Origin of the sequence: Nostoc sp. PA-18-2419, assembly GCF_005869855.1 — a bacterium.
Lineage (GTDB): Bacteria > Cyanobacteriota > Cyanobacteriia > Cyanobacteriales > Nostocaceae > Nostoc.
The window spans coordinates 280,593-306,619 of sequence record NZ_SZNH01000003.1 but is presented as its reverse complement, the minus strand read 5'-3'; the positions used below and the strand labels follow the sequence as shown (position 1 = coordinate 306,619).

The window sequence follows — 26,027 nt, the reverse complement described above, 5'->3', positions numbered from 1 at the left end:
AGAGACAGCATGTATATTGGTATCTTTTTTCCCTACTGCTTTTTATTAAAGGAATAGAAAGGAGCAGAGAGGCATCATACCATCTCTGCTCCTTTGTTATGAGCAAAAAGGTGCTATTTCAGAATTTTGGAGACAACACCAGCACCAATGGTGCGACCACCTTCGCGAATAGCAAAGCGCATTCCTTGTTCAATAGCGATCGCGTTGATCAATTCTACTGTCATCTTGATGCGATCGCCTGGCATCACCATTTCTGCCTCGCTGCCATCATCGGAGGTGAAAGTTCTGATCGTGCCGGTCACATCGGTTGTCCGCACGTAGAACTGGGGGCGGTAGCCAGCAAAAAATGGAGTCTTACGACCACCTTCTTTTTCTGTTAAGACGTATACTTCACCTTCAAATTGAGTATGAGGTGTAATCGAACCAGGTTTAGCGATTACCATACCCCTTTCAATATCAGCCTTCTGGATACCCCGAAGTAGTACGCCAGCGTTATCCCCAGCCATACCTTGGTCGAGACTCTTCTTAAACATCTCAATCCCAGTTACAGTGGTGGCGCGAGTATCTCTGATACCCACTAGTTCAACGTTGTCGCCCACTTTAACTACACCCCGCTCAATCCGGCCTGTGGCAACAGTACCACGACCTGTAATTGAGAACACGTCTTCTACAGCCATCAGGAAGGGCTTATCAACATCCCGTTCAGGGGTGGGGATGTAAGAATCTACAGCATCCATCAGTTCATAGATTTTGTCTACCCAAGGATTTTCACCCCGTTGGGTCTTGGGATTCTTGGTCATTGCCTCTAGGGCTTGCAGACCAGAGCCCTTAATAATGGGGATATCATCACCAGGGAAGTCGTAGCTAGAAAGCAGTTCCCGCAGTTCTAATTCCACTAGTTCTAGCAGTTCTGGGTCATCCATCAAGTCTTCTTTGTTTAAGAAGACAACCAGACTGGGAACCCCAACCTGTTTTGCTAGCAGAATGTGTTCGCGGGTTTGGGGCATAGGTCCATCGGTAGCAGCAACAACAAGGATGCCACCATCCATCTGGGCTGCACCGGTGATCATGTTCTTAACATAGTCAGCGTGTCCTGGACAGTCCACGTGAGCATAGTGCCGACTTGCGGTTTCATACTCAACGTGAGCGGTATTGATGGTAATACCACGTGCCTTTTCTTCTGGTGCGTTATCAATTTGGTCGTAGCCCTTAGCTACAGCCTGACCCATAGCAGCCAAGGTCATGGTGATGGCTGCTGTCAGGGTAGTTTTACCGTGGTCAACGTGGCCAACTGTACCGATATTAATGTGGGGTTTATTCCTTTCAAACTTTGCGCGTGCCATGAATCCTCGTTTCCTTTTCTAATTAAGCGTTCCCTTTGCTTTTTGCAATGATAGTTTCAGCTACGCTGCGAGGCACCTCTTCGTAATGGCTGAACTCCATGGTGAAGATACCCCGACCTTGGGTCTTCGACCGGATATCAGTGGCGTAGCCGAACATAGTTGCCAGTGGAACTTTGGATGCCACCTTAGCGAGTCCCTGTTCAGTGCTTTGGCTTTCAATCTGCCCCCGACGGGAGATAAGGTCGCCAATGACGTTCCCGATAAAGTCTTCAGGAACTTCCACTTCAACTTTCATCATAGGCTCTAATAGTACTGGTGAAGCTTTAAGCACAGCTTCTTTCATTGCCATTGAGCCAGCGATTTTGAAAGCCATTTCTGAAGAGTCTACATCGTGGTATGACCCATCAATTAGCGTCGCTTTAACATCAATCAGCGGATATCCAGCCAGAACACCGGATTCGCAGCTTTCTTTCATTCCTTGTTCTGCTGGGCCGATGTATTCTTTAGGCACACTACCGCCAACAATTTTAGAAACAAATTCAAAACCAGTACCAGGTTCTCCAGGCTCCAAATCGATCACAACATGACCGTATTGACCTTTACCACCACTTTGGCGGATGAATTTGCCTTCAATTTTGTTCACAGCTTTCCGAATTGTTTCTCGGTAAGCTACTTGTGGTGCGCCAACATTCGCTTCCACCTTGAATTCTCGTAACATTCGGTCTACTAGAATTTCTAGGTGTAGTTCTCCCATCCCTGCGATCACAGTTTGGTTAGTTTCCGGATCGACGTTGACACGGAAGGTAGGGTCTTCTTCCGAGAGAGATTGCAGAGCCTTAGATAATTTATCCATGTCATTCTTGGTTTTGGGTTCAACCGCTACCGAGATCACAGGCTCAGGAATGAATAGGGATTCCAGAATTACTGGCGAAGCATCGTCACAAATTGTGTCACCTGTCAAGGTATCTTTCAATCCCAACGCTGCTCCCAAATCACCTGCTCGCAGTTCATCCACATCTTGGCGGTCGTCTGCCTTCATCAGAACTAAGCGGGAAATCCGTTCTTTTTTATTCTTAGTAGCGTTGAGGACGTAGCTACCCTTTTTCAGGACACCAGAATAAACACGAACAAATGTTAGGCGACCATAGGGGTCAGCCATAATCTTAAATGCCAAAGCCGCTAATGGTTCGTTGTCATCAGCCCGCCGCTCAACAGTATCACCATTGGGAAGTATGCCTTGAATTGGTGGTACTTCACTTGGTGCTGGCAGGTAATCGACGACAGCATCCAGCATTAACTGCACGCCTTTGTTTTTAAATGCTGAGCCACAAAGTACTGGTACGATTGTGCCAGCAATTGTGCCTTTACGCAGAGCAACAGCGATTTCGTCTGCTGTAAGTTCTTCACCATCGAAGTACTTAGCCATCAGATTATCATCAGTTTCTGCCACAGCTTCTACTAACTTGGTGCGGTATTCTTCTACTTGCGCTTGTAATTCCTCTGGGATACTGGTTTGTTTGATATCTGTTCCTTGATCATTTGCGTAAATATACGCACACTGTTTCACAAGGTCAACAATCCCTTGGAAGTCGTTTTCACTACCAATTGGCAGTTGAATGGCGATCGCGTTTGCCCGCAGGCGATCACGCATTTGCTCGTGAACTTTATAAAAGTTCGCTCCTGTACGATCCATCTTATTGATGAAAGCGATCCGAGGCACTTTATAACGGTCTGCTTGTCGCCATACTGTCTCTGACTGGGGTTGCACGCCGCCCACAGAACAAAATACCGCGATTACACCATCCAAAACGCGCATGGAACGTTCAACTTCAATTGTGAAGTCTACGTGACCCGGAGTATCGATAATGTTAATTTGATGATCTTTCCAGCTGGTACTAATAGCAGCAGCAGTAATAGTAATTCCCCTCTCCCGCTCCTGCTCCATCCAGTCTGTGACGGCAGTTCCTTCATGAACTTCGCCAATTTTATGAATTATCCCAGAGTAAAATAATATTCTCTCTGTTGTTGTTGTTTTGCCCGCATCTATATGCGCCGCAATACCGATGTTGCGTACTTTCTCTAGCGGGATCGTGCGTGCCACAATTACCTCCTATAGTTTTTGCCTCATGATATCTTGTATATTACTCTTTGTTAAGATTCTATACTTTTACGGAAAACCGTCTTTTTTTGTCAATTTAACGATATACCGCTGATATTAAACGATATATCGCTTTTCTGCTTAGTAACGATAATGAGCAAATGCTTTATTCGCTTCCGCCATCCGGTGCGTTTCTTCGCGTTTACGAATGGCATTTCCAGTTTCGTTGGCAGCATCCATCAACTCATTTGCCAATTTGCTGGCCATTGTACGTCCTGGTCTAGATCTAGAAAATTGCACCAGCCAACGCAGTGCTAGGGTAGTACCCCGTTCTGATCGCACTTCCATTGGTACTTGATAAGTTGCTCCGCCGACGCGCCGAGCCTTGACTTCTACTAAAGGCGTAGCATTCCGCACTGCTCTTTCAAAAGTTTCTAAAGCATTATTACCAGTGCGTTCCTCAATAGTTTTTAATGCATCATAAACAATTCTTGCGGCAAGCGATTTCTTGCCATGACGCATGATCCGCCTGATAATCATGCTCACGAGGCGACTGTTATATACGGAGTCAGACGGAACTGGGCGCCTTTGAATAACACCACGACGAGACATACTTCACCTTTAATTCGGATTTGGCAACGAAATTATATGCTATCAGACACCGGAAACTAAAAGCGGTGAAACCCAACCCTCAGACTTCCTCAATTTTTTTGAGCGTTGCAGCTGCAAGTTTGGAATTTGCGATTTGTGATTTTGGATTAAAAATTTTCGGTATATATTCTGACCATAAGGGTCACAACAAGTCAAAAATTAAGAGTCTGTGAGTCACATTTACATCTGGTTCGATAAATCCAAAATCGCAAATCTCAAATTTAAAATTGTTTAACTTGCTACCTGCAACTAAAATACTCAAGGCGACAAGATTATGAACCCAATGTCCAAATGAGAACTCTATTGTCGTTACAGGATTCTCTTCAAAAATTCTACACTTGCTCGCTGAGTGTAGGGTGTAGCTTGCTTGATTACTTCAAACAAATACAACAGCCTTGATGACTGCTGCTATAACCCAGGTGGCGATCACTTTTATCCGTGAGCATTTTTGAGCTTGACGATTAATCAGACTAAATGACGATTAATCGACTAATCCTATTTTTTTACTGGTTTTGGACGCTTGGTTCCATATTTGGAACGACCTTGCTTGCGGTCTTTAACTCCAGCTGTATCCAAGGTGCCACGGATAATGTGGTATCTCACGCCTGGTAAGTCCTTGACGCGACCGCCACGAATCATCACAACTGAGTGTTCTTGTAAATTATGCCCAATCCCTGGAATATAAGCTGTGACTTCAAACCCAGAGGTTAGTCTTACCCTTGCTACTTTGCGTAGAGCTGAGTTAGGCTTTTTTGGTGTTGTTGTGTATACTCTGGTACAAACTCCCCGCCGTTGGGGGCATTGTTTCAGAGCTGGGGACTTGGTTTTCTGACGCGCTTGTTCGCGTTCATTACGTATTAGCTGCTGTATTGTTGGCATGAGTTACAGCGCGTAAAGCTGCTTATGGTCTACATTTTAACAAATCCTAATTATATCTTTTTTTATGGTTTTATGTCAATTATTATTTGTCCTCTTTTACAAAGTTGAGGCACTTCCTTGATGGGGTTCCCTTGGTTAAAGGAACTACCGTTAAGCTAATACTCAAAATAATATATATTGACTTGTATTCCTTATTTACAATATACTACGTTTAGCTTTGCCTTCTTGTAGGGTTATCCGTAACTTTACACAAAAGCAAGTGGGGCCTGTATCCTACCGGATTTCGAAGCTAAAGGCTTACAATCTTTGGTTAGTTGCTCTGTTTACATAAAAGCGGCAGTGATTGTTTTGCGCTTTGTCCTTGGTTGTTAGCATTAATGACTAGTAACTTATGGAGAAGGAATGACCACAAGTACAAGTACTAATCGCTTGGGGGTTATGGAAGCGAAAACCACCACCCATTAAGTCTTCTGAATAATCGACTCTTAAGCCGTTGATCTGATTTAAACTTTCGGCGTCTATGATTACTTGAATCTCGTCGAAGTCAAAAACGCGATCACCAACTCTTATTGCTTGATCAAAGGACATATCATAAAAGAACCCGGAGCAGCCACCTGGTTTTACCGCCAATCGAAATAAGACATTTGGTTGCTGCTTGGACTTGATTCGCACGATTTCACTCGCGGCTGCTTGACTCAGATGAATCATGAAATTCGTTTTTACAACTGAATAACCTATCTTAATTGTACTGATCGGTTGACCAATGCTTCTCAATCTGATGCTGCCTATAGCTTACTTTTTTCTCAGTAGTAAGCTTAAATTTAAATTTATAAAGACTCAATTTATACAGCAAAATTTCAACTTAAAAGTACGAATGAATATTTGTGTTGAGTTTTGATTTTTGGTGAGGGACTGACAAATCAAAAATCTCCTACTGTTCCCAGTCATCAACTTCAAAGAAGATAATTTATTCCTTGGAGTCTTTAAATATCTTTGTTTTTAGTTAACGACCAATTTTGTTTTAAAAAGTTGTCACGGTGTAAGCATTTCTTTATATAGAAAAAATTGTCTATTTTAGCTACGGACAGAGCGATCACTCTGACTACATACTACTACACTTATTACACTAATATAACACAATTCCTACCAACTTGAGGTAGGAACTTGTGGTGTGGAGTAGTTACTAAAGACACTTGGCACAAAAATGTATTTAGAACCTATCCATAAATAGCAGCATATTTTCTGATAGTGATAATAGCAGCAGCTAGTTGGTTTAGGGCGAGGAAGGAAGCAGTATGTTTTTCGTAACGTACCAGTAGCTTCCGAAAACGATTGAACCAGGAATGTCCGACTTCAACTATCCAGCGTCTTGGCTTGAAGTCGGGGTTTTTGTGTTTCTCGGCAATCTCCTCCCCTCTGGGGCGGACATGGGGAATGTAGCCGTGTTCGGTAATGGTTTGTGAAGCACTTTCCCCAACAAAACCAGCATCGAGGCACAAGTTTTCCGCAACAAAGGCATCGGTGTTGGGCTGTTCAATCATCTTGGCATCCAGCAATGCTTCTAACTGCGATACATCGTGCCGATTTGCGCCGCACAGCGTAAGCCCTAGTGGGACACCACGCTCGTCTACGTGCAACATTCTCTTGCTGCCATTTTTTTCCCCTGTCGGTAGGGTTGCGTCCTACCGATTCCGTTCCCATCGGGGCTTTCATCATTGCTCCGTCAGCCGCTTGCCACTGCCAGGCAATCCCTTCCAACTCATCGTATTCTGCAAGCCCCTGACACCACAATTCAACGAAAAAACCAGCATCCCGCCATTCTTGGAAATACCGATGTATTGCACTTGGGCTGCCAAACTTCTCCTTAGGCAATGCCTTCCATTGAATCCCTGTCCGGAGAACATAAACAATGGCGGCAAAGATTTGCCGCTTATCCAAGGATTTTCGCCCACCGCCATAAGCCCGCTTGTATTCCTTATCTTCCTGTCGTTGCTTGTGCGGTATCAACGGTTCTACAATCGCCCAAAACGCATCGCTTACTTCCCATGATTGCGTCAAACTCATCTTTCTACTCCTTCTTAACAGGGGCTTGATCCGAGTTTTAACATGGATTTTTATTTATGGATAGGCTCTTAGTTTTTGAATCCGAGCTTTGATGGGATTATTTTAGTTTTAACCCTTGGTACGAGCATAATCATCTTGGTAGCGAATAATATCATCCTCACCTAAATATTCACCATTTTGCACCTCAATCAACACCAAAGGAATTACACCAGGATTCTCTAAACGATGAGCTGTACATTGAGGTACATAGGTTGACTCATTATTACTCAATAGTACTTCTTGCTCGCCACAAACTACCCTAGCTGTACCAGAGACGACAATCCAGTGTTCGCTACGGTGATGATGCATTTGTAAACTCAGACGATGTCCAGGCTTAACTTCGATGCGCTTAATTTTGTATCCACGTCCTTCTTCCAATACTGTAAAAGCACCCCAAGGACGTAACTCAGTTGCAGCTATGCTTTTAGAACTAATAACTGGAGAGATGTGTAGAGTGTCAGTCTGTGTAGTTTCTTGATATCGAGCCATAGTTACCTCATTTGAAGACATAACAAACCGTAGGTACTCTTAAAAATATTAATGAAAAATTCTGACGCTATTTTGCAACTTTGTAAATCACGAAATCACGAATTTTGCTGCACTTTGCTAAAGATAGCAAAATCAAACCTTATGGTGTAAACCATCACTATTAAAATTTTAGGTTTACACTAATTCTTCATCAAGCAAAATGGCAGCTTGTTCTAAACTTTAAAAAGGGATTGGTTACTGGAAAACAGAGGGGCTTGAGATGGACAAAAGTGTAGGGAGAATAGTAACTCATAATTCCTCAGCGGAGGCAAAGCGTCTCTGGCTTTGCTCAACACTCCCAACACCTCATGCTCTAATCCCTTATTTTTTCAAGAAAATACCAATGCCATTGTGGACACGAGCAGCGGTACTAGGAAAACGGTCAAGTAGTTGTCCTCCCAAGTAAAGGCTGGTAGAGCTACCACCATCCAAGTTGAGGGCATTTACACACCCCATTTGTTGCATAAGCTGGGCGTGTTCTGCCAATGTAGGGCCATAACCGCCGACACGATTTTGCACAGCAGTAATCATCAGTGTGCCTCTTGAGGTTGTGCAAATCCCGCTACGAACAGCTTTTTCTGCAATAAAAGCATTACTGAATTTTTCGGCTTTGGCATCAAGGACAATTTGACGATTTTGGATTAATAGCGGTCCTGCTCCGATAATGTAGGGATAACGATTAAAATCAGCGGGAGTAGGAGTACTGGAAATAGTCACTGCTGCGCCAACAGGTAACAGTGAGGCATTAGTAGTAGCGCTGGCGCGTAGGGTTAATAGGTAGCCATCCTGGGGAATAGGAACGACCTGCTCGCCAACTTTGCCGCCTGGTAATTGATTCGTAATTTGGTCTTTTTGTACTACTAAAATGATTTCGTTGTCCGTTAGAGGCGTGTAAGTTGCTCCCCATGTAGGAGTGTAACGGGCAATACCACTTTGAATGTAACCACTATTAAGAAATAATATCGGTAAGCGCTGGTTATTTCCAATAATTAAAGTTTCTTCTAAGGTAAGGCGACCAAAGTAAAATTCACCAGAATCATTCCAAGCGATCGCTCCTCGGTTGAGAATAGGCCCTGATAACCACTGACTATCTCGACGAATCGCACCCAAGGGCAATCTGTTATTGCGGTTAAAATAACCACCATTAATTGCAGCTACGGCTGAGTAGCGTTGTGCTGTTTGAATTAACGGAGCAGTACCCATAAGTGTATTAGGGCTAGCCGACATCGGTTTAAGTGTTAGTCCAGTGCGGGGATTAACTTCTAACCAAACCACTCCAAAGCGGTCTGTACCCAAGTTGATATAACGCTGTCGCCAGCGCAATCCTGGTGCCCAAGTAATATCCCGCTCTTGTAAAGGATCGGGTCGAATATCAATAATCAGGCGATTGGGGTCTGCTACAGTGCTAACTTGAGGCGATAGACCAAAGGGAACGCTTAGGTGAATAATGGTTTGGTTGTTCGCTACTTCCACTTTTTGAATTAGTGGTTCTGGAGCTGGTAGTGGTGTAGCTGGGGATAATTGTTTGAGTAGATCTGGCAGTGATGTTGGTGCTGCTGGTGATGACTGGGGAGTATAACGTTCTATCAAAACGGGATCGGCTATGGCATCCAGGGTAACTGTCCACTCGCGATTCGGCGGTATAGTTGATTTTGGTATTGGTGTATCTGGATCGGTGGATGGAATTTGAGTTGTTTTAATAGTTGACCCTTGTGCAAGTTGCCAAGGAGTTGGACGATTTAAATCTACAAGAATGCGGGTTGGTTGCAAAGGAGTAACACTTGCGTCTGAAGGTTGCTGGCTCTGAATGATGTTTGTTACTTGTACTTTTGGGGTGGTAATCACTAAGGTATTACCGTTGCTTGCTATTTGCCATCCGGCTGTTTGAGCAAAATTAGTGATATCCAGATAGCGATATCCCCCCAGTAGTGTAGTGCTTAAAACTAATGGTTTAGTCAGGGAGGAAAACCACTGTATTGGTTGCCTAGTCCAGTTGCTACTATTTAAAAAATTTACTCCAATTAATTGCCGGAATGCGCCATCACTCAGACGAGTTGTGATTTGATTGGCTGCTCCAGACTCCTGTAACCAATTTCCTGGTAAAGTACGTCCATTGAAGGAAATTTGATTACCGAGTGCAGGCGATCGCACTGCTGGTAAAGGAGATATTGGTGACTGGGACAACGTTGGTAATGGTTTGGCATTTAGGGACTCCTGGGCGCTAGCATTGCTCGTACATAAGCACAAGGCGATCAAAACTATTGGTGAGACACTAGCTCGGATAAACCTGCTATTCCCAATCAGCGAAATAGCACTGGGATATTGTTGTTGGCAACAATTCGGCATTTTTACCATAATTTACTAGGTATTTTTCAAAACTATCACCCAAGGTATAAACTAACTAATTATTTGCAAATATAAAAAACATCGATTTCTTAGCGAAAAAACATGATATTCTATATATTGGCTTCTTATCACTTTTGAAAAGAAACAACCATTTAGTCGCATAAGCCACTGTAACCAAGTGTTTTAACTGTCACTAATATCAACTACACTATACACGGTAGTTTTAGTTATCCAAACTGGATTAAAATATTCAATCCTCACTGTTAGTTGCTACTGTTGCTACTTGAGTGGGGTGTAATTACTGGTAAGACTGGTGGCAACAGGGAAACAGGAATTTGTGATAATTGTCAAATGGGTATATATTGTAATACGCTGATTTTATTGCCAAATCGGAAGATTTTTGATTTTCAAACCTAGTGCAGCGTCCAGTTTCAGTAATGTCTCAAGTGAGCCAAAATAAGCTCTACGATTAGCTAGTGTGCATCTGGAAAAAGGGAATTGAGAAAATACTTAGCTTCAAAATATAAAAAACAAACTGTCAGGACAATAATAATGTCTTGGCTAAACTAGTTTGTCTAATACCGCATAAATACATAAAAAATACGCAATCATTTTAACACAGGTTAACTAAAAAGGAAAACCGGAGTTAAAATTTTTTTTCCCTAAATTTTAAGTGCTGATATATTTCTGCATCGCTGAATAGAAAATTTTTCTCATTGTTTATTGGCAAAATTGGTAACTCAACAGTTCAGGTACAGGGTATGAATAATCAATCGATGAATCAAGACCAGAAAATCACAGCGGATATAGACTCAAGAAATACCAGCCAGGGGCAAAGGTGGTTAGTAGAGGAACGAGATGCCTGTGGTGTAGGTTTTATTGCTCATCGTCAAAATCATGCCAGCCACGAAATAGTCAAAAAAGCTTTAGCTGCTTTGACGTGCTTAGAACACCGAGGGGGGTGTAGCGCTGACCGAGACTCTGGTGATGGCGCAGGAGTATTGACGGCAATTCCTTGGGAGTTGTTTCAAGAAGATTTTTCCCAAACAGGCGAGGAATTGCTATCTACTAGCAACAAAGCTGTGGGAATGATATTTTTACCACAAGACCAACAAGCAGCACAAAAAGCTAGGGCAGTAGTTGAGCAAGTAGCTGCCGAAGAAAAATTGATTGTACTGGGTTGGCGAGTAGTACCAGTGCAACCCAATCTACTGGGGATACAAGCAAAAGAAAATCAACCCCAAATCGAACAAGTAATGCTTGCTTCGCAAGATAAAAGCGGCGATGAACTGGAACGTCAGTTGTATATTACTCGCCGCCGAATTGGCAAAGCCGCATACAATGTCTCAGAAGAATTTTACATCTGCTCTTTGTCAAGCCGAACAATTGTCTATAAAGGGATGGTACGTTCGGCGGTATTAGGAGAATTTTATCAAGATTTCCAAAATCCAGCTTACAAAAGTGCCTTTGCTGTTTATCATCGCCGCTTTAGTACCAACACAATGCCCAAGTGGCCGCTAGCCCAACCGATGCGGCTGTTGGGTCACAACGGCGAAATCAATACTTTGTTGGGTAACATCAATTGGATGATGGCACGAGAAGCTAGCTTGAATCATCCAGTATGGGGCGATCGCATTGATCAACTCAAGCCATTAGTTCACATTGACAACAGCGACTCAGCTACTTTAGATAATGTAGTAGAATTGCTGGTGCGTTCTGGACGCAGCCCCTTGGAAGCCTTAATGATTATGGTTCCAGAGGCTTATAAAAATCAGCCTTCTTTAAATGAATATCCAGAAATTATCGATTTCTACGAATATTACAGCGGTCTGCAAGAAGCATGGGACGGGCCAGCACTTTTAGTATTCAGTGATGGCGAAAAAGTTGGTGCCACACTAGATCGGAATGGGTTAAGACCAGCTCGCTACCTGATTACTGAAGATGACTACATTGTTGTAGCCTCGGAAGCAGGAGTAGTCGACTTTCCAGAAGCCAAGATTAAGGAGAAAGGTAGACTAGGCCCTGGGCAAATGATTGCTGTGGATTTAGTCAATCAGGAAGTACTGAAAAATTGGGAGATTAAGCAGCGGATTGCCAAGCAGCAGCGCTATGGAGAATGGCTGCAACAGTATCGTCAAGAATTAAAGTCGCTGGTCATTAGTCATACATCATCAGGAAATGGAAACAGCAACGGCAAAGGACAAATCACGAATGACCAAGAGCAATTGACAATCGACAAACAAACTTTACTGCAACTGCAAACCGCCTTTGGCTACACCACAGAAGATGTGGAAATGGTAATTCAACAAATGGCGATCGCAGGTTCTGAGCCGACTTTCTGTATGGGGGATGATATTCCTTTAGCGGTATTGTCAGAAAAGCCCCACCTGCTATATGACTATTTTAAACAGCGTTTTGCTCAGGTAACCAACCCAGCGATCGATCCCCTACGGGAAAAGCTGGTGATGTCTTTGAAAGTCGAGTTGGGCGAACGCGGTAACTTATTACAACCACAACCAGAATACGCCAAGAGATTAAAACTTGAGTCGCCAGTGTTGAACGAAAGAGAATTAGAGGCGATTAAGCTGTCAGGATTTGCCACAGCCGAGTTGTCAACTCTATTTGCGATCGCTAACGGTCCACAAGGATTAAAAGCCGCCGTCGAGTCTTTACAAGCACAAGCAGCCCAATCAGTGCGGGCAGGTGCAAAGATTTTAATATTAAGCGATGCCTACGGCGGGCTACCCCAACACCTCAATGACACCATCACCACAGAATACACTTACATTCCTCCTTTATTAGCAGTGGGTGCGGTGCATCATCACCTGATTCGGGAAGGGCTGCGGATGAAAACATCCCTGATTGTCAATACTGCCCAATGCTGGAGTACTCATCATTTTGCTTGTCTAATTGGCTATGGTGCTGGTGCAGTTTGTCCGTATATGGCTTTGGATACCGTACGTGATTGGTGGCGCGATCCCAAAACTCAAAAATTAATGCTTGAGGCCAAAAAAATTACTGCCCTCAGCTTAGAGCAAGCTTTAGGAAATTATCGCAAAGCAATAGAGTCAGGTTTACTGAAAATTCTCTCCAAGATGGGAATTTCTTTACTCTCCAGCTATCAAGCAGCTCAAATTTTTGAAGCGATTGGTATCGGTAGAGATTTAATCGATTTGGGATTTTCTGGTACGACTTCCCGCATCGGTGGTTTGAGTGTGAGCGAACTCGCTGATGAAGTACTTTCCTTCCACAGCAAGGCGTTCCCGGAACTGACCAATAAAAAATTAGAAAACCTGGGTTTTGTGCAGTACCGTCCTAACGGCGAGTACCACATGAATAGCCCAGAAATGGTAAAAACGCTGCATAAAGCTTTAGATGGCAAAAACTACGACCATTACGAAGTTTACAAAAAACACCTCCAAGGCAGACCAGTAACGGCCTTGCGTGACTTGCTGGACTTTCAGAGCGATCGCCTGCCCATATCTATAGAAGAAGTGGAATCGGTCAGTGAAATTGTCCAGCGCTTCTGTACTGGTGGCATGTCTTTAGGTGCATTGTCAAGAGAAGCACACGAAACTTTAGCGATCGCCATGAACCGGATTGGCGGCAAATCTAACTCTGGGGAAGGCGGCGAAGATCCAGTGCGCTATACAGTCCTAGATGATGTAGATGAATCTGGATACTCGCCAACTCTACCTCATTTAAAAGGATTGCAAAATGGTGATCGGGCTTATAGTGCGATTAAACAAGTTGCATCGGGACGCTTTGGTGTGACGCCAGAGTATTTAGTCAACGCTAAACAAATTGAAATTAAAATTGCCCAAGGTGCTAAGCCGGGGGAAGGTGGGCAACTTCCAGGACCGAAGGTGAGCGAATATATTGCAATGTTAAGGCGCTCCAAGCCTGGTGTAACGCTGATTTCACCACCACCCCACCACGATATTTATTCGATTGAAGACCTAGCACAACTGATTTTTGACCTGCACCAAATTAACCCGAAAGCAAAGGTGTCGGTGAAATTAGTTGCGGAAGTTGGTATTGGGACGATCGCTGCTGGTGTAGCCAAGGCAAATGCTGATATTATCCAAATTTCTGGTCATGATGGGGGTACGGGTGCATCGCCACTCAGTTCGATTAAACATGCAGGTTCGCCCTGGGAACTCGGTTTAAGTGAAGTACATCGCGTTTTGATGGAAAACAGCTTGCGCGATCGGGTGATTTTACGCGTCGATGGCGGTCTCAAGAGTGGTTGGGATGTGGTAATAAGTGCATTGATGGGCGGTGAAGAATTTGGTTTCGGCTCGATTGCGATGATTGCTGAAGGCTGCATCATGGCACGAGTTTGCCACATGAACACCTGCCCTGTAGGTGTTGCTACTCAGAAAGAAGAACTCCGTAAACGGTTTACGGGAATACCGGAAAAAGTTGTCAACTTCTTTTACTTCATCGCTGAAGAAGTGCGGAGTTTGTTAGCACGACTCGGCTACCGTTCTTTATCAGAAATTATTGGACGTGCAGATTTGTTGAAAGTGCGCCCAGAGGTAAAACTTACCAAAACGCGATCGCTAAATCTCAACTGTTTACTTCAGCTACCAGATAGCAGAGAAAATCGTCGTTGGTTAGTGCATGAAGAAGTCCACAGTAACGGCGTGGTTTTGGATGACAAATTGCTTGCCGATCCCGATATCAAGACTGCTATCAACAACCAATCTACTGTCACTAAAACTTTCCCGATAGTCAATACTGACAGAACAGTAGGTACTAGATTAGCAGGGGCGATCGCTTCCCAGTATGGTGACAGTGGCTTTGAAGGACAAATTCATCTCAACTTTACAGGTAGCGTTGGGCAAAGCTTTGGGGCTTTCAATCTTCCTGGGATCATTATTACCTTGGAAGGAGAGGCAAACGACTACGTTGGCAAAGGAATGCACGGTGGTGAAATCATCATTAAACCTTCAGCTAACGCCACTTATAATTCATCACAAAACGTCATAGTTGGCAATACTTGTCTTTATGGCGCTACTGGTGGCACATTATTTGCTAATGGTTTAGCAGGAGAGCGCTTTGCTGTAAGAAACTCCAAAGGTGTAGCAGTGATTGAAGGTGCTGGGGATCACTGCTGTGAGTACATGACTGGTGGTGTAATTGTCGTTCTTGGCAAAGTAGGACGTAACGTCGCTGCTGGAATGACTGGTGGACTGGCATATTTTTTAGATGAAAACGGTTCATTCCCTGAGTTAGTCAATCCAGAAAGTGTCAAAATGCAGCGAGTGATTACCCAAGCAGGTGCAAAGCAATTGTTTGAGTTAATCAAAACTCATGCAGAACGTACTGCTTCACCAAAGGCAAAAAAAATTCTCAAAAACTGGCAAGAATTTTTACCTAAATTTTGGCAGTTAGTTCCGGCTTCTGAAGCTGATAGTCCAGAAGCTAATCCTGAAAAAAAAACTGAGTTCAGTTTAGTAACTAGTCATTGATAAATAAGATTCCCGACTTCTTAAAGAAGTCGGGGATCTGCGGCTAATAATTTGAACAAATCAATTAAAATGCGGATGTAGCCTTTAGTCAAAAATATATGATATTAGTTGTTAGTCAACTATATATTGGTCAATTATTTAATAATTAATAATTACTTTTTGTTTTCTACCAATTTTATGTCTTTATCTTCCATTTCTAAAAGTTCTGGAATAGTGACAAACCGATAGCCTTGCTTTCTAAAGTTACTAATAATTACTGGTAAAGCTTGTACAGTTTTGGAACGATTACCACCACCATCATGCATTAGCACAATGCCACCAGATCTTGAATCTTTAATTACATTATTAATCAACTTTGGTACAGCTGGCTGTTTGTAGTCTGTAGAGTCAGCTGACCACAATACTACAGTATATTTTTGTCCTTTGGCATAACCAACTAATCCATTGTGCATTATACCGCCAGGAGGACGGAACAGAGTTGTTTTAACACCTGTAACTTGATAAATTAAATCTTCTGTCCGATCAATTTCAAAGGCAGCTGCCTGTTGATTAAAGAAATGGTACCAGTGATGCCAAGTATGGTTAGCAATGACGTGACCTTGAGCAACAATTTCCTTTCCTAGTTCTGGATAATTTTTGAGATTTTGTCCAATTACAAAAAATGTTCCTTTAATATTATTTGATTTCAATATATCTAGTACTTGCTTTGTACTTTGAGGCCAAGGACCATCATCAAAAGTAAGAGCAATCGCTTTCTCTTGCTGACTAAGTTTTGCCGCTTTAACTATTGCGCCTTCAAAACGTGATGGTACAGCATAGGAGAAGCCTTTTACTTGTGCTTGTTGTTGCCAACTTGTCAGCATCGCCCCCTTGAATTTCTCAATGCGCTGCTGAACTCCTGTGTTTGCAGGCATATTTTTGACATTGATATTTGGTCTACTCTGAGCCTCTGAAGTATTTGGTCTGAGAAGCATCATAAAACCAAGACTAAAAACACCACCCAAAGCAACCAATCCAACTAATATTCCTTGTGGCCAGAAAAATGACTTCTTGTTTTCCACTTTAAAGCTCCTTCAATGATCGAACCATCAATCACATATATTACAGTATGTTTTAGCACATAACTTGTTAAGTATTCAAAAATTAATTATTTTATATAATTTTAAAAATTATAATTTGGAAGAGAGATCCTACAGCTTTAACTGAAATCTGTATGCTCTAAATTTAGGTGCTCGCTGTTTAATATCAAGCCATTTATCAACTCAAAGTCTGCACTTGTATGTTTTGACTACTAGTCCTAAAAAGGAGCATAGTTATATAATTAACCATATATCCAAATTCTATTAATAAGAGTTTTAAATTAATTGTTGTTTATCACTTAAGTGCGAGCTAAGACAGTACTATGCTTTCGAATTGGATACCTTTATAAATTAACTTAGTCAAGCTATCAAGCCTACAATTTGCACGTTTTGTAGGTTATAAGTTACGATATAATCCTATATCGATAACTTAATTTATTATTTAATTAACCTACAAAAATGCTTACAAGGGCTAAATGAAAAAGAGTCCAATCAACTACTATTAGTTAGAAAATTAATAAAATATATTCTACTGCCTAATGTCATTACTCCCTTTTAAGAAAAAGTTAAATTTTTAACTTAGAGGATCTGCTTTAAAATTTATATCAAATAAGAAGACGGAAATTAATTGAATATAGTTTCTGATTGCCAAGACGCATTTAGTCTTTCATTTAGATACATTTTACTCATCTAATAAAAATAATTCTATTAGCAGATTAACTAAATTTTTGAGCCTAAGACCCTAGTCAAAATTGCTACTAGTTTTTATCTATATAATGCTCTTCTTCATAGTTAAATAAATTCATAATATTATTCATATTCTAATTTAATGAACCTTGTTACCGTATAATTACGTAAATTATCTGCATTTTTATCAATAATTTGTTGAAATCTTAATAGTCTGTTACAGAAATATTAAAACATTAAACATAGGATTTGAATCAAATGTTTTTTGGCTCATTACAGTGGACTTCACTAATTTTTTGCTGCTCATATAAAAAACCGACTGGCTATATCGCTTTACAGTCGGAAATTAGTTTTTTTTAGCAGCAGGAAGCAAAACTGAAAGATTATCTAGGAACTTGGTTTATAATTGCAGCAATTAGAATTAGGATTTTTAGTTATCTCTTTAAGCATCCTAAATCATTAACTTATGTTACTAGAAACAGGTTATAGTTTCTTCTTAAATTTTTGCATAGCTTTGCCAGATACTATATGTGTATTATTTAATCTATGTATAAATTTGTGCAAAATTCAGCTTGATTTTTAGTATACCTTTGGAGTCAAAATAATCAAGGTATTTGTTCCACTTCTTAAACTGGCTAAAAACTTCTATGATTCCTCACGAAAGTGATGCAAAGCAAGAGCCTGCGTCGTTAAAAGTATGGCGTAGTTGGCAGGAAAATCTGATTTTAGTGGCGATCGCCTTATGTTTGGCACTCTTTATTCGGACTTTTATTGCTGAACCCCGTTATATACCTTCTGACTCGATGTTACCCACCTTACATACAGGCGATCGCTTGGTGGTAGAAAAAATCTCCTACCATTTTCATCCCCCTGTAACTGGGGATATTATTGTTTTTCAGCCACCTACAGAACTACAACGTCGAGGATATCCCCAAAGCCAAGCCTTCATCAAGCGAGTGATTGGTCAGCCTGGTGAGGTAATTAGTGTTGTTCAAGGTAAAGTCTATCTCAACAGTCAACCCTTAGTAGAAGACTACATTGCTGAACCAGCAAATCAGCCGTATCAACCAGTGAAAGTTCCAAAAGACCAATTTTTTGTTATGGGAGATAACCGTAACGACAGTAACGACTCACGTTACTGGGGCTTTTTACCTGAAAAAAATATCATCGGTAGGGCAACATTTCGCTTTTGGCCTCTCAATCGCATCGGGTTTATTTAATTAGAAATGGTCAGTTGTTTTTTGACAACTGACCATTTCTAACAGTTAATTGTAGTTGTGATTAAAGACATCAAGTTCGCATTGCTCAAAAATAGTTGAACTATAAAAACAGTTAAAATTTGCGAGATTGTCTCAGAGGTTGATAAATACGATGAAAAAGAGCAGCCTCACATTTTAACTCCAAACGGTGTAACTCACAATAACCTGTTAAAAACGGAGAAAATACATTAACTGAGCGATCGCATCACCAGGTAGGTCTAGCCGCCGCTGGAAATCAGCTAAGTTATGAAAAGGGCCAGCAGATTGGCGATTTTGCACTACTGCTTGTGCTAAAGATAAATCGAGAAAGGGAATTTGTGCTAAATTTTCGACTGTTGCTGTGTTGGGATTAACTAAATGCGTAGGACGATCTAAAGATTCTTGGTCATAATAGCTAAAATTTAATAGCGGTTTTAATGGTTCGAGTCGTAGTACTGGGATACTCAAAGCCGCAGCAATGTCTTCTATACAGTAAAATTTCACACCTGAGAGTGAAAGTTCTACCAGCGATCGCGCTTGATGAATTGACAAACCTGGTAGACGTAACCAATCATCTACAGTTGCTTGATTAGCATCAATGCAAATACCCAATTTTGCCGCGATTTGAATTTCTTCTCCAGATTGCAAGCGATAATAGGGATCGTTGAGCAGCTTGGCACGAAGTTTTTGCAGTTTCAAGTTCAAAGGTAGCCAATTGTTCATGATTTTCGCTAATCTCAAGAAATTTGGTCTAACAGTTGGCGGCGTTTTTGCTCAAATTCATATTCTGAAATTAGTCCATCTTGGCGTAGAGCATCTAATTCACGCAAAGCATCAGCAACTGCTCCTACTTGATTACTTAAGCGCTGTGAATTCTTGGGAGCTGACTTGCCTAGATTAAAATTGCGATCAAAAGCTTCTTCATCTTGGGCTAAATACCAAACTCCCTCAATAGCACTAGCTACCTTGGGAATAGGCGTCCAGGAAAGCAACACATACAAAATACCCCATAGGTGCTGTCCCAGATAAAATTTATGTAATCCAGAAATTGTCAGCGTGCCAGAAAAAGCTAGAACAGCGGCAACACTTCGGCTTTTGCGCTTAGTCAACATATTCCTAACAAATATACGAGTACCATAGTCGTGACAATCAAACAGCCATAAACAATTCAAAATTTTCAATCAATAAATACAATGGTGGCAACTATCCTGACTATATTCCTAAATTTTTATTTAATAGTGGTCATATAATTATTATTTTAGTCAACTAACCTACCTTACCTTTGCGACTTTTGGTGCAAAGTTTTACGATTTAGTATTTGAGAATAAACTTGAGTAGGTCTCATCTGACTGTGCATTGAGCTTTGATGCTAATTTGAAGTATTTAAGGGATCGGATTATTACGATGTCACAGACTTTCCTACCGCCAAAATGGCTTGAACAGCTTTGCGATCCTTTTGCTGTGCTGGGAATTTCCGTGACTGCTGACGATCGCCAGCTTCTCAAACGCTATCACACTTTAGCAAAACTATTGCATCCAGACGGCCAGACCAAAAGCAGCAATCCAGACCAAAAATTAGCAACGGCAATATTTAGCCATTTAATCAACCCAGCTTATGAACAGTTAAAAAACCAACACAAGCGCTTTAACGCTATAGCTATGCTGCTTTCACAAGCAAGAGTTATCAAACAAGCTTTGTCTTCAGATGCCATAACTGAGGAAATTCGGCAAATGTCTGCACCCGAAGCAGAGTTATTTTATGAAGAAGCGATCGCTTGCTATGCAGAAGCGCAATACAAATCACTACATCAGTTTTATCAAGTAACCCAACAAATTAATATACTGAATTTAGCCTACTTACAATTGCATAAACCTTATCTGTCGCTACCTGAAGAACCCCTCCCCATCATTTCTCAGGTAGAAGTCAAGCCAGTTGAATTGACGTTATCTGAAAAAACTAATGTCAAACCAGTTTTGAAAAACTATGCTCAACGTCACTACGAGCGAGCTATCGAATATACTAAACTAACCAACTGGACGCTAGCTGTCAGAGAACTCCGTGATGCCATCAAGTTAGAGCCAAATAATAGTGATTATCACGCTTTATTAGGTTTTGTACATCTTCAACAAAAATTATTAGGGATGGCTAGGGTTTATATAACTCAAGCATTGAAACTTAACCCGCAAGATTCACTAGCTTTAAAATGCGCTTCCAGACTGAAAATTAAACCTGGTGAAAACCCCAATCCGAAATCAATTGCTAAAGCTTTGAGTATTGCGGCCTTATTAGGTGGGTTTAGAGACGGGAAACGTTCACAAGTCAAGTGTTGAAATTTCGGTAATAAACCGCACTTAAACCGAAGCTTGGTGATTAGATTACTTGCCTAGACTAAAATAATAAATATAAGTCAAACTATTAAGCTACTGAGTCTGGGCGCTCAGTTTTATATAGGCAACATGGGATTCTTCGATTCTGAGATAGTTCAGCAAGAAGCAAAGCAGTTGTTTGATGACTATCAAGCACTTATCAAGCTTGGCAACGACTACGGTAAATTTGACCGCGAGGGCAAAAAGCTATTTATTGAGCAAATGGAAGCCATGATGGAAAGGTATCGCATCTTTATGAAGCGCTTTGAGCTATCAGAAGATTTCATGGCACAAATGACAGTAGAGCAACTGAAAACCCAGTTAGGTCAGTTTGGTGTTACTCCGCAACAGATGTTTGACCAAATGCACCTCACTTTAGAACGAATGAAAACCGAGCTAGAAAAACAGCCTTAACATCAAGTTAGGAGTTATAAGTTATCTGAAATTATGTCTTTAAAACTTTGTTATTGACTTGATTTATCCAAAATTGTAATCTTGCGGAACTTTGGAAAACCTTATTGAACAAGATGTGAAGCCATATCAGGTCTAACTTAGTTAATAACTCATAACTCCTAACTCTAATTAGACTTGGGACGAGGAAACTGAGAAGGTGACTTGAAGTTTTCTACTGGTACGTTCTTAAGTGCCTTCTCCATAAAATCTTTCCAGATCGGAGCAACCATTACACCACCGGTTGCATGGTCAGCTAATTGTCTATTATCGTCTCTCCCCACCCAGATAGCAGTGGTTAACTGGGGCACAGTGCCAACAAACCAAATATCTTTTTCTGAGGAAGTTGTACCTGTCTTCCCAGCAGCCGGGCGACCAATAGCAGCACCCTTACCTGTACCACTAGTAATTACTGTTCGCATCACATCGATAATCGTTGCTGAAGCCCAAGGGTCTAAAACAAGCTGTGGCTTCGGGGTATTATCTAGTAACACGTTACCACTACTATCGCTGACACGGGCAATTACAGTAGGTGGCGACTGCCAACCATAATTAGCAAAGGTAGCATAAGCACTAGCCATTTCTAAGGGAGTGACACCAATTGCGCCCAGAGGCAGAGAAGTAACCGGTTCCATCGGACTCATAATACCCAAGGTACGGCAGGTTTCGATGACTCTATTCATCCCTATAGCCTTACCAACCTTAATTACAGGAATGTTACGTGACTGGGCAAGGGCTGTACGAATTGGCATAGGACCGCTAAAACCGCCATCGTAATTTCTCGGATAGTACCAACCGTTACCATCTCGATAGCTGACTGGAGCATCTACCACTGTTGTGTCTGGGGTGTATTTACCCGTAGAAAATGCAGTATAGTATACAAATGGTTTAAAGGAAGATCCTGGCTGCCGTTGAGCTTGAGTTGCCCGATTAAATTCACTAGTCTTTGGATCTATACCGCCCACGAGTGCTTTAATAAAATGCGTGCGCGGATCGATTGACACCAAGGCCATTTGGTTTTTTGATAATCCTTGTCCCAACAGTGATTGATGCCACTTCGCAACAGTTTCCTCTGCCATAGTTTGGAAACTGGCGTCAACTGTAGTTTGCACCCGCATTCCGCCTTTGAGTAGTGCCTCACGCCCAAACTTCTTAGCCAATTCCTGCGCTACAGTGTTAGTTATGTAAGGTAAAGCACTACCTTGAAAGGATTTGATTTTACCAAGTTTAATTTCTTGCTTGAGCGCATCGTCGTACTCTTGCTGGTTAATCCAATTCAATTCCAGCATTCGTCCCAGTACTTCTTTTTGTTTTTGTTTTGCAAGTTTCATACTCACAAACGGGCTAAATTCTTCTGGTGCTTGAATCAAACCCGCCATCATTGCTGACTCACCCAAGGTCAAATATTCTGATGACTTATTAAAGTAACTGCGTGCTGCTGTCTGCACACCATAGTTATTATGACCCCAATAAACTTGATTGAGGTACATTTCCAAAATTTGGTCTTTGGTGAGAATCTGCTCTAACCGAATCGCTAGTACTCCCTCTGCTAATTTGCGAGTAAAAGCACGCTTGTGAGTTAAAAACAGGTTTTTTACCAACTGCATGGTAATAGTAGAGCCACCTTCACGCACTCCACCAGCTACCGCGTTAACTACTACAGCACGTCCAACGCCAGTAGGGTTTATGCCGTGGTGATCGTAGAAGTGACTATCTTCACTTGCCAATACTGCCCGTTTGAGATTTGGGGAAATTCTATCTAAGGCAACTACCTCTCGGTTAGCTTCTCCGTGGACACTAGCTAAGAGTTTACCTTTAATGTCATAAATGTAAGTTGTTTCTGAAGGAAAGAAGTTACGTAGCTGTCTGACATCTGGCAAATTACGGAAACTAATCGCTAAACCAACCAGTCCTCCGGCTACAATGGAACTTGCCAGCATGGTGATTGATAGGAGAGTACCGCCAGTTACTTGACCAACTCCTTTCAAAAACTCAAAACCTGATGAAGCCCGACGTTGCGGCTGTTTCTCTTCAAAAGTCCTAGATGACACGGCGATTTCACTTCCTCACTTGTAAATTTAACTGTAATTTATTGAGCGAAGCAAGGCGGTTAATTTTTTGCAATTATAGTAGTTTGGCAGATGAGAAAGTGGATAAATTGCCAGTGAATATAACCAACTTAACTTCTAGTGTACAAAGTATAGCTAACAGTGGGTCTTCTAGTATGACGCAAGATATGAGTTGGTTGCGTCGTGGTGTAGTAGAAGTTTTTCCACAACCAGTTGATGTTAACAGTGAAACTTTAGAAAAGCGCTTATTAACTACAAACCAACCTTTGAGGATCAAATTGGGAATCGATCCTACAGGTACTGATATTCATCTAGGTCATAGCATACCAGTACGAAAACTGCGAGCTTTTCAAGATGCTGGTCATATAGCAGTTCTAATTATTGGTGATTTTACAGCACGTATTGGCGATCCGACTGGAAAATCAGAGGTGCGTCGTCAGCTTACCCAAGCAGATGTAGCCCAAAACGCCCAGACTTATCTTGACCAAGTACGTCCTATCTTGGATTTTGACACACCAGGAAGGTTAGAGGTACGGTATAACTCTGAATGGCTTTCCCAGCTAAACTTAGAGAAAATTTTAGAGTTACTCTCCACAATGACAGTCGGACAGATGTTAGCTAAAGAAGGATTTGCCGACCGCTACAAAAAAGAGAATCCGATTTTTATCCATGAGTTCCTCTACCCATTGATGCAAGGTTTTGATTCTGTTGCCGTTAAAGCAGACGTGGAATTAGGAGGAACCGATCAAAAATTTAACATTGCTGTGGGTAGAGATTTACAGCGCCATTTTGGTCAAAAGCCACAGTTTGGGATGCTGCTGCCGATTTTGATTGGGACAGATGGGGTACAAAAAATGTCTAAATCTTTAGGTAATTATATTGCATTGTCGGAACATCCGGGTCAAAAGTATCAGAAGTTACAAGGAATACCAGATAATTTGTTAGAGCAGTATTTTGAATTGTTGACAGATTTACCTTTAGATCGGCTGCCAGAAAATCCCCGCGATCGCCAAACACTCTTAGCATCGGAAGTTGTCAAACACTACCACGGCGAAACAGCAGCTCAAGAAGCGAAAGAAGCCGCCCAAAGTGGCGGTAAGGAAGGTGCAGTTCCAGAATTCTCTTTAGCTGAGATATTACAATTTCCTGTCAAATTAGCCTATCTTCTGAATGTGACTGGCTTGTGTAAAAGTACAGGGGAAGGAAAGCGGAAAATTCAAGAAGGTGGAGTGCGTTTAGATGGCGATCGCATTTCTGATGCCGATACCACTTTCGCTGCTACTGCTGATTTACAAGGTAAAGTTTTACAAGTTGGCAAAAATAAATTTGTACGTTTAGTGCTTTAAATGGGAGCAGAGAATGGGGAGTGGGCAATCGGCACAACAACGAGTAATAGTGGCTTTGGATATGCCGGATGAGAAAAGTGCGATCGCCCTTGTGGAGCTACTTGAGGAAGTGACTTTCTGGAAAGTAGGTTTGGAATTATTTACCAGCACTGGGCCGAAAATTCTAGAAATCCTCAAGTCGAAGCAAAAGCGGATTTTCCTAGATTTAAAGTTTCACGATATCCCCAACACCGTTGCTGGTGCTTGTCGAGTTGCAGCCAATTATGGGGTAGATTTATTGACAATTCATGCTACATGTGGTGTGGAAGCTCTGAAAGCTGCAACCGAGGCAGTACACCAGGGAGCTGCCCAAGCGGGTTTAAAACCATCTAAGTTAATTGCTATTAGTTTGTTAACTAGCATTTCTGGTAGACAGCTGGCATTTGATTTAAAGATTCCTTTAGAATTACCAGAATACGCTTTAGAAATGGCATTGATGGCTCAAGAGGCGGGGTTGGATGGGGCAGTTTGTTCGCCTCAAGAAGTGGCACAACTACGGCAAACTTGTGGAGATAATTTTTTGTTAGTTTGTCCAGGAGTTAGACCGACTTGGGCAGACAAAGCCGATCAAAAGCGATCGCTCACTCCAGCACAAGCAATGATTGCAGGGGCAGATTACCTAGTAATTGGGCGTCCCATCACTACTGCTGCTGACCCTGAGCTAGCTTGGAAGAGAATTTGTGAGGATTTGAGTGCGATCTCATGAACGCAGAAGTTAGAAATCAAATTTATGGCTTGTGGCTTGTAGCTTGTGGCTTCTGGTTTCTAATACCAAATACTTTTAATAACTCAGCATTCGCAAAAAATAACCCTAACCCTTCTTGGTTAGCAGAGAAGAGAAACGTCAACAATGAAGCAAAGTCTTTATGTTCTGAGCAAGATTTAGAAACATTAACTACACACTTGTTACAAAATTTACCTAGTTACACTAATCGCGCTAGTCAACGCGCCCGCAGCCGGAGCGCTGACCTATACAGTTATATGCTGGTAGCAGGAAGACCTGAGTTTACTCCCTTACCCCTTAACCTGGAAGAATATAGTCCACATACTCCAGAAAGTGCTGCATCAGGAGTTGAGCAAGTTTTTTTTAGTACCTTAGAGCGCCAGTACATCAGTAATAAACCAATAGAATTACAAGAATTTCACTGGTTATTGTTGACTAAAACTAAAAGTGGTTGGCGTCTAGTGATGATGTTTTCTCAAATCGGTGCTTATCCAAAAAAGCAGCCACCATCGCCGCCACGCGATAGTAGTAATGGAGCGATCGCTCAAGGAGTTAAAGCTTGGTTACGCGATTGTGAAGCGGGAAGTGTGCGTCAATAAGTCA

General features: G+C 41.8%; 19 protein-coding genes. 7 read left to right on the top strand and 12 right to left on the bottom strand.

The window, feature by feature from the left end:
• Positions 1-113: 113 nt before the first annotated feature.
• The 8 genes from tuf to FCR06_RS05015 all read right to left on the bottom strand — a co-directional run bounded on the left by tuf (position 114) and on the right by FCR06_RS05015 (position 9,957).
• Positions 114-1,343 (bottom strand): elongation factor Tu, encoded by a 1,230-nt coding sequence (gene tuf / locus FCR06_RS05050; protein WP_138497743.1) that lies wholly within the window; start codon positions 1,341-1,343, stop codon positions 114-116.
• A 22-nt stretch (positions 1,344-1,365) separates the two neighbouring features.
• Positions 1,366-3,444 carry an elongation factor G gene (fusA, locus tag FCR06_RS05045; RefSeq protein ID WP_138497742.1) on the bottom strand — a complete coding sequence of 693 codons (2,079 nt, stop codon included), beginning with the start codon at positions 3,442-3,444 and terminating at the stop codon, positions 1,366-1,368.
• A 138-nt stretch (positions 3,445-3,582) separates the two neighbouring features.
• Positions 3,583-4,053 carry a 30S ribosomal protein S7 gene (rpsG, locus tag FCR06_RS05040; RefSeq protein ID WP_073641192.1) on the bottom strand — a complete coding sequence of 157 codons (471 nt, stop codon included), beginning with the start codon at positions 4,051-4,053 and terminating at the stop codon, positions 3,583-3,585.
• A gap of 534 nt (positions 4,054-4,587) precedes the next feature.
• Entirely contained in the window at positions 4,588-4,971 is a 384-nt protein-coding gene (gene rpsL / locus FCR06_RS05035; protein ID WP_138497741.1) for a 30S ribosomal protein S12, read from the bottom strand.
• Between the two features lie 381 nt (positions 4,972-5,352).
• Positions 5,353-5,679, bottom strand: coding sequence for a HesB/IscA family protein (locus tag FCR06_RS05030; protein ID WP_138497740.1), 327 nt, complete (start codon positions 5,677-5,679; stop codon positions 5,353-5,355).
• 509 nt (positions 5,680-6,188) lie between these two features.
• Positions 6,189-7,035 (bottom strand): IS5 family transposase gene (locus tag FCR06_RS05025; protein ID WP_138497739.1). Its coding sequence is split into 2 segments (ribosomal slippage): positions 6,189-6,630 and positions 6,629-7,035, totalling 849 coding nucleotides; the frame shifts between segments, so codons are not numbered across the junction.
• 108 nt (positions 7,036-7,143) lie between these two features.
• Positions 7,144-7,563: a cupin domain-containing protein gene (locus FCR06_RS05020; protein WP_138497862.1), complete on the bottom strand. Its 420-nt coding sequence runs from the start codon at positions 7,561-7,563 to the stop codon at positions 7,144-7,146.
• Between the two features lie 360 nt (positions 7,564-7,923).
• A complete protein-coding gene (locus FCR06_RS05015; protein ID WP_411267982.1) occupies positions 7,924-9,957 on the bottom strand; it encodes a phosphodiester glycosidase family protein in 2,034 nt (677 codons plus the stop codon).
• Between the two features lie 752 nt (positions 9,958-10,709).
• Between FCR06_RS05015 and gltB the strand changes: the two genes are divergently transcribed.
• Positions 10,710-15,425 (top strand): glutamate synthase large subunit, encoded by a 4,716-nt coding sequence (gene gltB, locus FCR06_RS05010; protein ID WP_138497738.1) that lies wholly within the window; start codon positions 10,710-10,712, stop codon positions 15,423-15,425.
• Between the two features lie 152 nt (positions 15,426-15,577).
• Here the strand turns inward: gltB and FCR06_RS05005 are convergent, their stop codons facing one another.
• Positions 15,578-16,486 (bottom strand): polysaccharide deacetylase family protein, encoded by a 909-nt coding sequence (locus tag FCR06_RS05005; RefSeq protein ID WP_138497737.1) that lies wholly within the window; start codon positions 16,484-16,486, stop codon positions 15,578-15,580.
• A gap of 1,352 nt (positions 16,487-17,838) precedes the next feature.
• Between FCR06_RS05005 and lepB the strand changes: the two genes are divergently transcribed.
• Complete coding sequence (gene lepB, locus FCR06_RS05000; RefSeq protein ID WP_138497736.1) at positions 17,839-18,411, top strand: signal peptidase I; 573 nt, start codon at positions 17,839-17,841, stop codon at positions 18,409-18,411.
• A 207-nt stretch (positions 18,412-18,618) separates the two neighbouring features.
• Here lepB and FCR06_RS04995 read toward each other — a convergent pair whose 3' ends face one another.
• Both FCR06_RS04995 and FCR06_RS04990 read right to left on the bottom strand, forming a co-directional pair.
• Positions 18,619-19,152, bottom strand: coding sequence for a helix-hairpin-helix domain-containing protein (locus tag FCR06_RS04995; RefSeq protein ID WP_138497735.1), 534 nt, complete (start codon positions 19,150-19,152; stop codon positions 18,619-18,621).
• 14 nt (positions 19,153-19,166) lie between these two features.
• On the bottom strand, positions 19,167-19,541 hold the full coding sequence (locus tag FCR06_RS04990) for an NINE protein (RefSeq protein WP_138497734.1): 375 nt from the start codon (positions 19,539-19,541) through the stop codon (positions 19,167-19,169).
• A gap of 292 nt (positions 19,542-19,833) precedes the next feature.
• On the opposite strand from FCR06_RS04990, the gene FCR06_RS04985 reads away from it, so the two are divergent.
• A complete protein-coding gene (locus tag FCR06_RS04985; RefSeq protein ID WP_138497733.1) occupies positions 19,834-20,760 on the top strand; it encodes a J domain-containing protein in 927 nt (308 codons plus the stop codon).
• Between the two features lie 126 nt (positions 20,761-20,886).
• Positions 20,887-21,210 (top strand): DUF1825 family protein, encoded by a 324-nt coding sequence (locus FCR06_RS04980; protein WP_138497732.1) that lies wholly within the window; start codon positions 20,887-20,889, stop codon positions 21,208-21,210.
• Between the two features lie 164 nt (positions 21,211-21,374).
• Here FCR06_RS04980 and FCR06_RS04975 read toward each other — a convergent pair whose 3' ends face one another.
• Complete coding sequence (locus FCR06_RS04975) at positions 21,375-23,297, bottom strand: transglycosylase domain-containing protein (protein ID WP_138497731.1); 1,923 nt, start codon at positions 23,295-23,297, stop codon at positions 21,375-21,377.
• Positions 23,298-23,470: 173 nt separating this feature from the next.
• On the opposite strand from FCR06_RS04975, the gene tyrS reads away from it, so the two are divergent.
• Genes tyrS through FCR06_RS04960 form a run of 3 tightly spaced genes read left to right on the top strand, consistent with a single transcriptional unit; the run spans position 23,471 to position 26,023 of the window.
• Positions 23,471-24,661 (top strand): tyrosine--tRNA ligase, encoded by a 1,191-nt coding sequence (gene tyrS / locus FCR06_RS04970; protein WP_138497860.1) that lies wholly within the window; start codon positions 23,471-23,473, stop codon positions 24,659-24,661.
• 13 nt (positions 24,662-24,674) lie between these two features.
• Complete coding sequence (gene pyrF, locus FCR06_RS04965; RefSeq protein ID WP_138497730.1) at positions 24,675-25,406, top strand: orotidine-5'-phosphate decarboxylase; 732 nt, start codon at positions 24,675-24,677, stop codon at positions 25,404-25,406.
• Complete coding sequence (locus FCR06_RS04960) at positions 25,403-26,023, top strand: hypothetical protein (protein WP_138497729.1); 621 nt, start codon at positions 25,403-25,405, stop codon at positions 26,021-26,023. The genes pyrF and FCR06_RS04960 overlap by 4 nt, the downstream gene beginning before the upstream one ends.
• Positions 26,024-26,027 lie beyond the last annotated feature (4 nt).